A 13,406-nucleotide genomic window follows, 5' to 3' on the forward strand; every position below is an offset into this window, starting at 1 on the left:
GTTTCAGTCTCTCAATCAGATAAATATCTCACATCCGTATTTGGTAGGAATGGAAAATGGTTAGAAAGAAGATAGGCGACTCCTATCAGAACAAGAAAATAGCATAAGAATATTAGATCATTTCTTGAAAAACCGACCTCATAATAGAAGGTCCTCTTTCTGTTTGATTGAAATCGTTTTGCTTCCATTGATACGGCTATTCGATAAGCTCTGCGAATACTTTGTGATAATAAAGGAATCGCAAGCCTTTGCATTCTTTTTAGAAAATGATTCTTTTGTTCTAATCCTCTTACCCTTTGAGCATTCATAATGATCTGGTATTCCTCAATCATGATAGGAATCAATCGTATGGCCGCCATGAAACTATAAGCAAACTTCGGTGGCAGTTTAAGTTGTTGCATGAGAGAGTAAAACAGCATAACTGGTTTGGTAGTTAAAGCAAATATCAATCCAAGCATTGCAAATGATAAAGCTCGAAACCCTAGGTGAATGCCCCTTATCAAACTCTCCTCTGATATTTGAACATATGCCCATTTAAATAGGATGGTTTCTCCCTTTCCAAATAGAATCATAGATGAAGACGTTGAAAGAAAAACAAACAAAAAGGGCAGAGATAATAAGAATAATTGCTTATAAGAATATCCTGTACCGAATATAAACAATGTTAAGATCACGCAAGAAAAACCGACCATGAAGTTAAGATAATGAATGTTGATGGCTAATATGAACAGACCCAATATTGTTAGTAGTTTTAGAGATGGATTTATGCTGTGTAACCAAGTGTACTTCCCACTAAATAATGAATTCATGCAGAATCTCCCTCTGTACGTTACCACCTTTATTGAGTTGAAGATCAGTTACAATTCTACCGTTCTGTACCTCCCATAACCGTGTTGCAAAACGTTCGGTAATATGATGATCATGTGTGACCATGAGAATGATCGTTCCTTTTTGACGCTCTTGTTCGATCATTTCCAAAATCTTAAACGTGTTTAAAGAGTCCTGACCAAAAGTTGGTTCATCAAGAAGTAAAATATTTGGTTTTTGTAAAAAAGCAGTGGCCACACTTAGACGTCTCTTCTGACCAACAGATAATTGATAAGGATGTTGCTCCTTTTTGCTTGTCAACTCGAGAGAAGAGAGTATCTCTTTTACATCGGATTCAATTTCTTGGTCATTTTTTAATCCATAGGTTATTTCATCGTGAACTGAATTTGTTAAAAATTGATATTCAGGGTTCTGAAATACGAGGTAAAGAAGTCCAGAGATGTCTTTCGTTTTTCGAATAGGTACATCATTGATAAAATAGTCTCCAGATGTTTTTATGAGCTGCATCAGAGCCAATAATAATGAACTCTTTCCTGCTCCGTTTTCACCCATTATAGTGACCCATTCTCCTGAATGGATCACTAAGTGATCTACCACGATCTTAACTTCTTTGTTTCGATATCCTTTGAAAATCTGTAACTTCATGGTGTTTGAAAGTTCTTTCTTGTTATTCATGATTGGTTCTCGTTTATAATCATCCCATGCACCAGGGTACCAAATTCCAAACTCTTTGATCTTTTCCTTATAATGAGTAAAGACCATTGAAGTGTTTCCATCAGCTAGAATTTCTCCATCTGGAGTAAATACAATGAGACGATCAGCGAAATCTAGGATTTTCTCAATTTTATGTTCAACAATGATCAACGTCTTATCTTTCCATATTCTTTTTACCGTTTCCCAAATTTGTTCTGTACCCTTTTCATCAATAAAAGCAGTCGGTTCATCTAAAAATATTACATCTGGTTTCAGTGCTAATACAGATGCAATCGCTAATCGTTGCTTCATTCCACCAGATAGATGTTGAATCGGTGTATGAATGTTCTCAAGCTCAAGACCAACCTCTTTTAATAAAGAACAAATCTTGCTGGTCATCTCTTCTCGAGGCACTTCCAAGTTCTCAAGAACAAATGCTAATTCTTCATCAACATAGGGCATACAGAACTGAGTATCAGGATCTTGAAATACAAATCCCCATTGATCAGGGATTTGTATGTCATCACATTTCATAGGAATATCAATTGTTCGTGGTACTAGTCCAGAAAGAACCTGCAACAATGTGGATTTGCCACATCCGGAGGTGCCAAGAAGAAGCACTTTTTCACCACGATTAATAGACAAACTCATATCTCTAAACAGCATTTTTGATTCGCCCGGAAACTTTAATCTCAGATTTCTCACAGAAGTTACGCTTGTCATCCAACCACCTCAGTTATTGATCTAACGCTTCATGATCCTTTTTTGACGAAGATCGTACTAAATTCGTCACACCTGTAGCCTCTAAAGCTTTTGCAATAGAAACGGCAAACAATCCTGTAAACAAGATAGAACCGATTATTCTAAATACGATAAATAATGTTAGATTCCATGTTGAAAGATCACCGATATATCCTTTGTAAAAGTCCATGATTAAAGATCCTGCACATGAACCTAGTGCAGCAAGTGAGATGACGAAAAGGTCAAATCGTTTATAACGAAATGCGAATAGGATAAATTCTGCAAACAATCCTTGAATCAGTCCGTATAGTAACACTTCAAGTCCAAATTCAGAACCCATCAAAAATTCTCCTGAAGAAGCAGCAATTTCAGCCAATAGGGCAACTCCAGGCTTTCGAATGATTAGGAATGCAACGGTCGCCGCCATGAACCACATCCCATATATCAACTGATCGATGTGAAGGCCAAACGGTTTTACGGCATAATATAGAGGTCCCCAAATCTTATACAGTATGCCAAATGCGATAGAGATTACGATTGTTACAAGGATATCCGTTAACTTTAACCCCTTTTGCATACTACCCTTCACTCCCGATCGTCGACGTGGTCAGGCTGAATGGAATCGGCCATTTTTCCAATGTATAAGCCATCTCCCAGAAGGAATACTCGTACTGACAACTGATCAAGAAATGTTGAATCATCTTATTTCTCTCCACATCGCTTGCTTTTTCAGCCAATTGATTCAGTCTATCAATCTGCTCTTGTACAAGTTCTGTGAACCATTCACCGCCATATGCAGCGATCCACTCTTGATAGATGGATTCTTGTGGTGTCGCCCCTTTGAATGTTTCACCAATCTCTTGATAGATCCAATAACAAGGCAGAATTGCTGCGATAATTTCTCCCAAACTTCCAGACTCTGCAACTCGGTAAAGGTGAGATGTATAATGGTAAGCAGTGGGAGCAGGTTCAAAATCAGCTAGTTCTTCTTCTGTCACTCCAAGCTGTTTCATAAATGTCTCATGAAGTCCTAACTCCGCGTCATTTGTACCTTGTGCATGTGCTGCCATTCTAGAAGTCGTATACAAATCTTCAGCTCTTGCAGCCCCCATCGCTTGTATTCTTGCAAAATGAGATAAATAATACGAATCTTGTAATACATAGTACCTGAACCGTTCTAAAGAAAGGTCACCATCTGCAATTCCCTTCACAAATGGATGTTGAAGGTTCGCTTCCCAAATAGAAGCCGCTCTTTCTCGCAAGATATCAGTAAATGTGTTCATATGAATCCTCCTTGTTTTATCCAACAAAAAAACCACTCTCAGCTAAGAAAGTGGTTGTATATGGAGAATTCAAAACAGGAATAAAGACTCCGCAACACCACTTCCCTACGCTGGTATAATCCAGATCAGGTTCTAAGAGTCTCAAAGTCGCACTTTGATCTCAGCCTTATAAAAGGCACCCCTAGTGGTTCGTTTTTATATAGTTGGTTTCTGTCTTAAATGATAGCAGTCTCTTTTAGATTGTCAACTATTTTTAAGAAACACGAACTTTGTATAACAAAGTAAAAGGGCAAAGCCGTAGTATGGCATTACCCTTTAAAATCTTCATTTATTTGCTCATCGCTTCTGTTAAAACAGGTACGATTTGTTTTTTACGGGAAACAACACCTTTAAGGATGGCTGTATTGTTTTCTAATTTAACGTTATAAGCTTCTTCAACAGATTGTGATCTCTTACCAAGAGCTAACGCTGTCGAGTCATTGGTTAAAATATCTGTTACCACAAACATAAACAGGTCTAGACCTTTGTCTGCAATCACTTTCGTAATCGCTGATTCCAAGTCTTCTTGATGCTTTAATACATCGCTAGCATCAACCGTATTCACTTGAGCAACTTCAATTTTGTTTTCACCAATGTTAAATTCTTTAGCATCAAGTGAAATCAATTCTTCAACAGATTTATCACTTAAGTCAGCACCTGCTTTTAGCATTTCTAGACCATACTTTTCCGCATCTACACCAGCAATTTCAGCAAGCTCGCGTGCTGCGGCAACATCTTCTTCTGTACAAGTAGGTGATTTAAACAACAATGAGTCAGAAATAATGGCAGAAAGCATAAGTCCGGCAATGTTCTTCTCAACTTGAACGCCTTTCTCTTTGTACATCTTGTTTAGGATTGTAGCTGTACAGCCAACAGGTTCAGCACGATAGTATAAAGGATCGCTTGTTTCAAAATTCGCGATACGATGATGGTCAATAACTTCTAATACTCTTACTTTGTCAATGTCATTTGCACTTTGTTGACGTTCATTATGGTCAACTAAGATTACCGCGTTTGCTTCAGCAGAGACATGTTCAACTAAACGAGGAAGTTCAGCTTTAAAATAATCTAATGCATATTGTGTTTCACCATTGATCTCACCTAGGCGAATAGCTTCTACATTTTGTCCTAATTTAGTCTTCAAGTCAGCGTAAACGAGAGCTGATGTAATCGTGTCAGTATCTGGATTTTTGTGTCCAAAAATAAGTACTTTTTCCATGCGTCTACTCCTTATAAATAAAAGAATTGTTTTAGCCTAAGACCTATTTTATCATATATAAAAAGCTTTTGGCTTTTGGAGTTTATTGTAGCATGGAAAAAAGTATTAAGGCAAAACCGTACTTCCCATCAACGATAGATCCACTTGACGTGCACAATCACGTCCTTCTTGGATCGCCCAAACGATTAAACTTTGACCACGTCTAGAATCACCTGCTGCAAATACTCCATCTACATTTGTTCTATAGTCACCATGTTTAGCATCTACTTTGTTATGTTTGACTTCAACACCAAATTCTTTTAAGACTGGCAGTTCTGTACCCTCAAAACCGATCGCGATGAAAACAAGATCAGCTGGCCAGATTTTTTCAGATCCAGGAATTTCTTCAAAAACCATATTTCCTGCATCATCTGATGTTCTTTTCATCTGAATCGTATGAAGTTCTTTTAATCGACCATTATGATCTGATACGATTTTTTTCGTTTGAACGGAGTACTCTCTTGGATCATGTCCGTATTGAGCAGTAGCTTCTTCATAGGCATAATCCATTGTGAAAATGTTAGGTTGCTCTGGCCACATGTTTGCATCACTGCGCACATCAGGAAGCTTAGGGTGCTTACCAAATTGAACTACACTCTTACACTTTTGTCGAAGAGCCGTTGCCACACAGTCAGCACCAGTATCGCCACCACCAATTACGATTACATTTTTACCTTCTGCATCAATAAGTGGTTCAGAAACTTCGATGTTCAACAGCCTCTTCGTTGCTTGTGTTAAATAGTTCATTGCAAAATGAACACCATCAGCTTCTCTTCCTTGAAGAGTTAAATCTCTTTGTTTCTGTGCACCTGTACATAGAATTATAGAATCATATTGATTCTTTAGTTCCTCAGAGGTAACATCTTTTCCCACCTCTGTGTTAAGAATAAAATCAATACCCTCTTGTCTTAATAATTTGATTCTTCTTTCCACAACATCTTTATCCAACTTCATGTTGGGAATTCCATACGTTAACAATCCGCCGGCTTTGTCTGCTCTCTCATAAACGGTAACAGAATGACCCGCTTGGTTCAGCTGGTCAGCAGCAGCAAGCCCAGCTGGTCCTGAACCTACAATAGCGACTTTTTTTCCTGTTCTTCTTTCTGGAATCCTAGGTTGGATCCAGCCGTTTTCAAACCCTTTATCAATAATTGCTTTTTCAATGTTCTTTATGGTTACAGCAGGTCCAGCTAATTCAACTGTACATGATCCTTCACAAGGAGCAGGACAAACCCGTCCTGTGAATTCAGGAAAATTGTTTGTTTTCATCAAACGGTCAAGCGCTTCTTTCCATTTTCCACGATAAACCAGATCATTCCACTCAGGTATCAGATTGTTAATAGGGCAGCCTGCAGCAGCCCCATTAATCTCGATACCAATATGACAAAAAGGTGTACCACAATCCATGCATCTAGCGCCTTGCCTTTTCAACATATCTTCTGGTTGTTTTTTTGTATACTCTTTCCAATCTTTAAGACGTTGGAGAGGCTTTCTCTCTATCGTTTCTTCTCTCGGGTATTCCAAAAATCCGGTTGGTTTTCCCATGTAAAATCTCTCCTCTCATCTCAATTTATTTCAGGATTAATTTTGTCGGTCCAGGTCTGCCACTTGCTTTCGCTGCGCTTGAACCTGCTTCAAAAGCGTTCATAATTGCTTCATCTTCGGAATATCCAGCTATTTTCTCTTCTTCTATTTTCTTAATCATTTCTTTGTAATCATGTGGAATGATTTTCACAAAATGTGACTGTTCTACTTTCCAGTTTTGAAGGATTGCTGAAGCTTTTTTACTTTGAGTGTATGAAAAATGATTAATAATCATCTGCTTGACTGTTTCTGTTTCTTCAGAATCCATTAATCTCTCAAACTCAATACCTTCTTTGTTGCACAATTGTTTTAATAAAAGGGGCTGATGTGTGTAGATATAAGCGATACCTCCACTCATACCTGCTGCAAAATTCTTTCCAACATCTCCAAGGACAACTACTCGACCACCAGTCATATATTCACAGCCATGGTCTCCGATTCCTTCGACAACAATGTTAGCCCCACTGTTTCTAACTGCAAATCTTTCTCCAGCTAAGCCGTTAATGTAAGCTTCACCACTCGTTGCTCCATAAAAAGCAACATTTCCTAAGATGACATTATCATCAGCTAAATATTCAGCCATTTTAGGAGGTGCAACAATCAATTTTCCTCCTGATAAGCCTTTTCCGAAATAGTCATTACTGTCACCGTTCAGATAGAGAGTCATGCCTCGTGGCACGAATGCTCCAAAGCTTTGTCCAGCAGATCCGGTAAAGTTAAGCGTTACAGTATCTTCAGTAAGACCTTCTTCACCAAATCGTTTCGTTATTTCACTACCAGCAATCGTACCTGCTACACGATTCGTGTTCTTGATTGGAAGGTTGAATGAAACAGCCTTCTTCGTTTCTAAGGCAGACTGCAGTTTCGGTAAGATCTCATTCATATCGAGTGATTGATCAATCTTATGATTTTGAGAAGTCTGTTTCGTACGAATACCGTTTGCTTGATAAAGAAGCTTTGATAAGTCGAGATGCTTCGCTTTCCAGTGACTTTTCGCACGATCTCCAACTGTTAAAACGTCAGTGCGCCCGACCATTTCTTCCATCGTACGGAAACCGAGTTCAGCCATGATCTCACGAATTTCTTCAGCCACGAATCTCATGTAATTGACAACATGATCAGGGTCACCCATATATTTTTTTCTTAATTCAGGATTCTGTGTAGCTACACCTACTGGACATGTATCAAGATGGCAAGCACGCATCATGATACAACCTAATACAACGAGTGGTGCTGTAGCAAAACCATATTCCTCAGCGCCTAACAATGCAGCAAGCACAACATCTTTACCTGTCATCAGCTTCCCGTCTGTCTCGAGGGTTACACGTTCTCGAAGTCCATTAAGCATCAACGTTTGATGTGTTTCAGCAAGTCCTAACTCCCAAGGAAGTCCAGTATGTTTGATACTTGTCTTCGGTGAAGCTCCAGTTCCACCGTCATAACCACTGATAACGATTACATCAGCTGCGCCTTTTGCAACACCGGCAGCTATCGTTCCAACACCGGATTTCGCCACAAGCTTAACACTAATTCTTGCTTCGCGATTAGCGTTCTTAAGGTCATGGATCAATTGGGCCATATCCTCGATCGAATAGATATCATGATGTGGCGGCGGGGAGATCAGACCTACTCCTGGCGTTGATCCACGAACATCTGCTACCCAAGGATAGACCTTATTGCCAGGCAACTGTCCACCTTCACCTGGTTTAGCTCCTTGTGCCATCTTGATCTGCAGTTCATCTGCATTTACAAGATAGTGGCTTTTTACACCAAATCTACCTGAAGCAACTTGTTTAATGCTGCTTCTTCGGTTATTGCCAAGTTCATCTGGAACAAAACGCGCTGGATCTTCTCCGCCTTCACCACTATTGCTTTTTCCGCCTAGACGGTTCATTGCTATAGCAAGAGACTCATGTGCTTCTTGACTGAGAGAACCGAAAGACATAGCACCAGTTTTGAAGCGCTTTACAATCTCTTCTACAGGTTCAACTTCATGGAGTGGTATAGATTTTGTTTCAGGAGCAAATGAGAATAAGTTTCTTAAGAAAGTTGTTCTCTCGTCATCTGCCAATTTTGAAAACGTTTTAAAGAGTGAATAATCATTCTTCCGACAAGCCCATTGAAGGGTATGAATCGTTTTTGGATTAAAAGCATGATGTTCACCAGTATTCCTCCATTGAAAGTCACTACCTGAATCTAAAGTGTCATCAATGGTCTCTTTAAAGCCTTGTTGATGTCTAAGGGTAGCTTCTTTTTCAATCTCAGCTAACGTGATTCCATCGATTTGAGAAGCCGTAGCTGGAAAATATCGATCGATCACTTCTTTGCCGATTCCGACTGCTTCAAAAATTTGAGCGCCTCTATAGCTTTGAACGGTTGAAATACCCATTTTTGACATCACTTTAACGATGCCATCTGTTATTCCTTGTTTATAGGTTTTGATAGTCTCTGATAACGAAAGTTTAATATGTTCATCAAGGATCGCTTCTTCAAATGTTTTATAAGTTAAATATGGATAGATAGCATCTGCACCGTATCCAATGAGCGCTGCAAAATGATGAACTTCTCTAACTTCACCTGATTCAACCACCAAACTTACTTTGGTGCGCAATCCTTCTTTTACGAGATGATGATGTAGAGAACTAACAGCAAGTAAGACAGGAATCGGAATAGAAGATTCACTCATTTCTCTGTCTGACAAAACTAATAAAGTTGCTCCATCTTGTATCGCTTCTTCTGCACTTTTAAACAAGTTTATTAAACCGAGTTCCAAATCTTCCGAAAATAAAGTCTGTAGAACAGTTGTTTTGAATTCATAAATCAAGTTGTCTGTGATTTGTTTAAACTCATTCGTTGTTAACACAGGAGAATTCAATTGTATTCTTTTAGCATTCTGCGGTCCTGGATGTAAGAGATTTCCTTCAGCCCCAAGCAGCGTCATCGTTGAAGTAACAATCTTCTCACGAATAGCATCGATCGGCGGATTCGTAACTTGCGCAAAGAGCTGCTTGAAATAATTGAATAGTGATTGAGGATTATCGGACAGAACTGCTAAAGGTGTATCATTACCCATAGAACCAATCGGATCTTTTCCTTCAGTAATGACAGGAATTAAATATTTATGAATATCTTCATACGTATATCCAAAAGCTCTTTGCTTCCTTCTTACATTTTCTACTATGATCTCCGTCTCTTCGCTATCTTGATCTAGGTGATGAAGCCCATTTGTAAGCCATAGTTCGTATGGTTCCTTACTCGCCATTTCTGTTTTGATCTCATTGTCCGTTATGATACGTCCTTCTTCGAGATCAATCAAAAGCATTCTACCAGGACTTAGTCGCTCTTTATAAAGAACATTCTCTTCTTCAACATCAATAACTCCAACCTCAGAAGAGAAGATAATATAATCATCCTTCGTTACATAATACCTCGCTGGACGAAGACCATTTCGATCGAGTATCGCGCCAATTTGTTTACCGTCTGTAAACGAGATTGCTGTCGGTCCATCCCATGGCTCCATCAAACAACTATGATACTCATAAAAAGCTTTTCTCTCTTCTTCTAGATGAGGGTTCTCACTCCATGGTTCTGGGATAAGCATCATCGCCGTATGTGAAGGTTTTCTCCCAGCCAGTACAAAAAATTCAAAGGCTTGATCAAGGATCGAAGAATCACTGCCATCTGCATCAAGAATAGGAAGCAGTTTTTCGATATCTTCCCCAAATGCTTCTGAAACAAATTGTTTCTCTCGTGCCTTCATCCAGTTCATGTTGCCTTGTAGGGTGTTGATTTCTCCGTTATGGATAATGTATCGATTCGGATGAGCACGTTCCCACGTCGGAAACGTATTTGTGCTAAAACGGGAATGCACTAAAGCGAATGGAGACACAAAATCCGTATCTTGTAGATCGTAATAAAAGGCATCTACTTGTTCAGGTGTTAAAAGCCCCTTATAAACGATGGTTTGTGAAGATAAACTTGCAAAATACGTTTGAAGTCCTTCTTCTCTTGCCCAATGCTCTGCTTGTTTTCTTATCACAAATAATTTTCTTTCAAAAGCTAAATCTTCAGAATAAGTATCATTACAAGCGACAAAAACTTGTTTAATTAAAGGGCAAGTTTCTTGAGCCTTTTTCCCGATCGTTTCAACATTTACAGGTACTGTTCTCCAGCCTAAAAGTTTTTGGCCTTCTTGATTAATAAAATGGTTGATTTGATTTTCTAATTTCTGTTGAGCTGCTATATCGTTAGGGAAAAAGATCATCCCTACACCATACCGTCCTTTTTCAGGAAGATCAAAGTCAGTAACCTTTGTAAAAAAATCATGCGGTATCTTTGTCATTAAGCCGGCTCCATCTCCCGTTAAAGGATCACTTCCTTGTCCTCCACGGTGGTCAAGCTGGCATAGCATATGAAGTCCTTTTTCAACAATTTCATGGGTAGCATGCCCTTTTAAATGAGCATATAGACCAATTCCACAAGCGTCATGTTCGTTCTTCGGATTATATAAACCTTGTGGTTCTGGAAATTGACTAAAGGTCATTTTGAACTCCCCCTTAAGTTTTTCAACTTGAAATATTCGAAACTTTCTTTCATTTAGTTTAGGTTTTATAATTAATCGAAACAATATATAATTTAGATTAAAACGATCTCAAATTGAGAATGATTGGTTGTGACAAGGCATGGAAATCAGACAATTACAGTATTTTATTGAAGTTGCAGAACGAGAACATGTTTCGGAAGCAGCGATTGCTTTGCATGTTGCGCAATCTGCAGTAAGTCGACAGATCGCAAATTTAGAATCCGAATTAGGCGTAGAGTTGTTTGAAAGAGAAGGTCGAAATATTAAACTCTCTCCTGTTGGGAAGTTATTCTTAATTCATGCAAAAACTGCAATGAAAGCGATAGACCATGCAAAAAAACAAATTGATGAGTACTTAGATCCCGAAAGAGGGACGATTAAGATTGGATTCCCTACTAGTCTTGCAGGACACCTTCTGCCCACAGTCGTTTCAGCCTTTAAACGGGAACATCCCAATATCGCCTTCCATTTAAGGCAAGGGTCTTACAGATTTCTTACAGAAAGTGTTAAGAGCGGTGATATTGATCTCGCTTTTTTAGGACCAGTACCTACAAACGATCCTGATTTGGAAGGACATATTCTTTTTACTGAAAGGATATCAGCACTATTACCCGAACAGCACCTTTTAGCCGAAAAACGAAGTTTATTATTGAGCGATTTACGAAATGATGAATTTGTTCTATTTCCGGATGGGTATATTTTACGAGATGTAGTAGTTAATGCTTGCAAAGAATCAGGCTTCGTTCCTAAGATCGCATGTGAGGGTGAAGATCTAGATGCGATAAAAGGGCTAGTTACAGCTGGTATGGGTGTTACCCTTTTACCCGATAGTTCCTTTTATGAAACGAAACCACGTTATACAGTGAAGATACCGATTGACATACCAGATGTAAAACGCACGGTGGGAATCATTACGCCTCGCAGTCGTGAACTAGCTCCTGCTGAACAAGTGTTCTTTGAATTTGTGATTAAGTTTTTCTCTGTTTTAGAGCAATATCAATAGATTTATGCTATATCTAGAAGTTGAGAATTAGAGCTTAGTTTCTCTTGATAAATAAATAAAAAATTTATCACAAAAAGCTTGGCAAAAAAGTGCCAAGCTTTTTCTAAATCTTATTCTTTTAACATCAACTAGCTACATGAGATTGACTGTTTTCTTTTCTAATGTTCCGAATGTTGATGCGAATAAGCAGCGAGATGGCAAGCGCTACAACAAAGGCTCCTGTAAAGATATACAGAGTCAAGGAATAACTGTTAGTAGATTCACGTATCCACGAAACAACTAAAGGACCTACTAGTCCTGCCGCTGCCCATGCGGTTAAAATATAGCCATGAATAGCCCCAAGCTGCTTCGTGCCAAACAGATCACCAATATATGCTGGTATGGAAGCAAAACCTCCACCATAACAGGTAAGGATTAAATATAGAAGTAACTGAAAGAAAAAGGCATTCGTAACATTCGGTAAAAGTACGAACGCTACCGTTTGTATCACGAAAAACGTGGTGTAAACGTTCGGGCGACCGATATAATCTGAAATCGACGCCCAACCAATTCTGCCAAAACCGTTAAACAACCCCATGATTCCAACCATCGTGGCTGCTGAGGCAGCACTTAGATTTGCAATATCTTGTGCCATTGGAGATGCTACAGAAATAATGGCGATACCACATGTAACATTTATGAATAACATTCCCCATAAAGCCCAAAAACGAATCGTCTTAACTGCTTCATTAGCAGTTAACTGCGCAAGATCTTTTGAGTTACTTTCTTCTTTCTTACTATTTTCGTTCATGCCATGTGGCTGCCAATCTTTTGGAGGGGGTGTAAGATATAATGAAGAAAGAAACATGATTGTAAAATAAACAGCACCTAATAAGTAGAAGGTATTCGAAATTCCTATACCTGATATCAGCCTTGCGATAACAGGACTAGCAATAAGTGATGCAAAACCAAACCCCATAATCGCAAGACCTGTTGCTAATCCTCTCCGATCAGGAAACCATTTTACAAGTGAAGAGACAGGTGTAATATAGCCAATGCCAAGTCCTATCCCACCTAAGGCACCGTAAAAAAAGTAGAGCAGATAAATCGAATTTATTTGATCAGCAAAGCCTGAACCTAATAGACCGGCACCAAAACAAACTGAGGCTATGATACCAGATTTACGAGGTCCATGCCGTTCAACAAAATGCCCCATAAAAGCAGCTGATAATCCTAGAAACAAGATTGCGATACTAAATGTTAAAGAGATTTCACTTAGCCCCCAATTGTGTTTTTCTCGGAGTGGATTTGTGAATACACTCCATGAATAGACAGACCCGATCGATATGTGAATACCTACAGCAGCTGCAGCAATCAACCAACGGTTTTTTACTTTTTTAGCCATCCGTTCTACTC

General features: G+C 38.9%; 9 protein-coding genes and 1 riboswitch. Of the genes, 1 reads left to right on the top strand and 8 read right to left on the bottom strand.

The window, feature by feature from the left end:
• Positions 1–11: 11 nt before the first annotated feature.
• The 7 genes from IHV12_RS11995 to gltB form a co-directional block, all read right to left on the bottom strand.
• Complete coding sequence (locus IHV12_RS11995) at positions 12–809, bottom strand: energy-coupling factor transporter transmembrane component T family protein (protein WP_197127930.1); 798 nt, start codon at positions 807–809, stop codon at positions 12–14.
• Positions 793–2,244 (bottom strand): ABC transporter ATP-binding protein, encoded by a 1,452-nt coding sequence (locus IHV12_RS12000; protein WP_197191036.1) that lies wholly within the window; start codon positions 2,242–2,244, stop codon positions 793–795. Before IHV12_RS12000 ends, IHV12_RS11995 begins: the two co-directional genes overlap by 17 nt.
• 13 nt (positions 2,245–2,257) lie before the next feature.
• Positions 2,258–2,839, bottom strand: a complete 582-nt coding sequence (locus tag IHV12_RS12005; RefSeq protein ID WP_197127928.1) for an ECF transporter S component — start codon at positions 2,837–2,839, stop codon at positions 2,258–2,260.
• A 1-nt stretch (position 2,840) separates the two neighbouring features.
• Complete coding sequence (tenA, locus tag IHV12_RS12010; protein ID WP_197127927.1) at positions 2,841–3,545, bottom strand: thiaminase II; 705 nt, start codon at positions 3,543–3,545, stop codon at positions 2,841–2,843.
• Positions 3,546–3,630: 85 nt separating this feature from the next.
• Positions 3,631–3,738, bottom strand: a riboswitch (TPP riboswitch).
• Positions 3,739–3,873: 135 nt separating this feature from the next.
• Positions 3,874–4,803, bottom strand: a complete 930-nt coding sequence (locus tag IHV12_RS12015) for a manganese-dependent inorganic pyrophosphatase (RefSeq protein ID WP_197191037.1) — start codon at positions 4,801–4,803, stop codon at positions 3,874–3,876.
• Positions 4,804–4,908: 105 nt separating this feature from the next.
• Positions 4,909–6,387, bottom strand: a complete 1,479-nt coding sequence (locus IHV12_RS12020) for a glutamate synthase subunit beta (protein WP_197191038.1) — start codon at positions 6,385–6,387, stop codon at positions 4,909–4,911.
• Positions 6,388–6,412: 25 nt separating this feature from the next.
• Positions 6,413–10,969 (bottom strand): glutamate synthase large subunit, encoded by a 4,557-nt coding sequence (gltB, locus tag IHV12_RS12025; RefSeq protein ID WP_197191039.1) that lies wholly within the window; start codon positions 10,967–10,969, stop codon positions 6,413–6,415.
• 139 nt (positions 10,970–11,108) lie between these two features.
• Here gltB and IHV12_RS12030 point away from each other — a divergent pair, with 139 nt between their 5' ends.
• Positions 11,109–12,011, top strand: coding sequence for a LysR family transcriptional regulator (locus IHV12_RS12030; RefSeq protein ID WP_197127924.1), 903 nt, complete (start codon positions 11,109–11,111; stop codon positions 12,009–12,011).
• Positions 12,012–12,135: 124 nt separating this feature from the next.
• Here IHV12_RS12030 and IHV12_RS12035 read toward each other — a convergent pair whose 3' ends face one another.
• Positions 12,136–13,395 carry an L-lactate MFS transporter gene (locus tag IHV12_RS12035; protein ID WP_197191040.1) on the bottom strand — a complete coding sequence of 420 codons (1,260 nt, stop codon included), beginning with the start codon at positions 13,393–13,395 and terminating at the stop codon, positions 12,136–12,138.
• Between the last annotated feature and the right edge of the window lie 11 nt (positions 13,396–13,406).

Source organism: Fictibacillus sp. 7GRE50 (assembly GCF_015903875.1).
Taxonomy (GTDB): Bacteria; Bacillota; Bacilli; order Bacillales; family Fictibacillaceae; genus Fictibacillus; species Fictibacillus phosphorivorans.

What these genes read in the sequence shown, in the direction of transcription:
- IHV12_RS11995 (WP_197127930.1), bottom strand. Translation starts at nt 809, where the DNA reads ATGAATTCATTATTTAGTGGGAAGTACACTTGGTTACACAGCATAAAT.
- IHV12_RS12000 (WP_197191036.1), bottom strand. Translation starts at nt 2,244, where the DNA reads ATGACAAGCGTAACTTCTGTGAGAAATCTGAGATTAAAGTTTCCGGGC.
- IHV12_RS12005 (WP_197127928.1), bottom strand. Translation starts at nt 2,839, where the DNA reads ATGCAAAAGGGGTTAAAGTTAACGGATATCCTTGTAACAATCGTAATC.
- tenA (WP_197127927.1), bottom strand. Translation starts at nt 3,545, where the DNA reads ATGAACACATTTACTGATATCTTGCGAGAAAGAGCGGCTTCTATTTGG.
- IHV12_RS12015 (WP_197191037.1), bottom strand. Translation starts at nt 4,803, where the DNA reads ATGGAAAAAGTACTTATTTTTGGACACAAAAATCCAGATACTGACACG.
- IHV12_RS12020 (WP_197191038.1), bottom strand. Translation starts at nt 6,387, where the DNA reads ATGGGAAAACCAACCGGATTTTTGGAATACCCGAGAGAAGAAACGATA.
- gltB (WP_197191039.1), bottom strand. Translation starts at nt 10,969, where the DNA reads ATGACCTTTAGTCAATTTCCAGAACCACAAGGTTTATATAATCCGAAG.
- IHV12_RS12030 (WP_197127924.1), top strand. Translation starts at nt 11,109, where the DNA reads ATGGAAATCAGACAATTACAGTATTTTATTGAAGTTGCAGAACGAGAA.
- IHV12_RS12035 (WP_197191040.1), bottom strand. Translation starts at nt 13,395, where the DNA reads ATGGCTAAAAAAGTAAAAAACCGTTGGTTGATTGCTGCAGCTGCTGTA.